We start from the raw sequence: 250 nt of genomic DNA, 5'->3' as shown, positions 1-250 counted from the left end.
CCACTGGCAAGGTGCGCGTGGTTGTTCACACTGCCAAACCGGGCATTCTGATTGGTCGCAAGGGTGAAGGCGTCAGAGTCGTCCGCACTTCCCTGGAAGCACTAACCGGCAAGAAGGTTGAACTGGAAATCTCGGAAATCAAAAATCCGGATACGGATGCCTACCTTGTGGCAGTGAATATTGCTGGACAGATTGAACGCCGTGTGGCTTACCGCCGGGCGATGAAACGTGCCATTCAGCAGGCACTTCG

The 250-nt window shown here is 54.8% G+C and carries 1 protein-coding gene; it reads left to right on the top strand.

Annotated features, from left to right (window positions below):
• A partial coding sequence (locus tag ACY9Z2_RS19240; protein ID WP_463611284.1) for a KH domain-containing protein occupies positions 1-250 on the top strand: 250 nt, incomplete at both ends.

It is taken from the genome of Virgibacillus sp. GM2-2, assembly GCF_055329585.1.
This window is presented reverse-complemented; position numbering and strand designations above follow the sequence as displayed.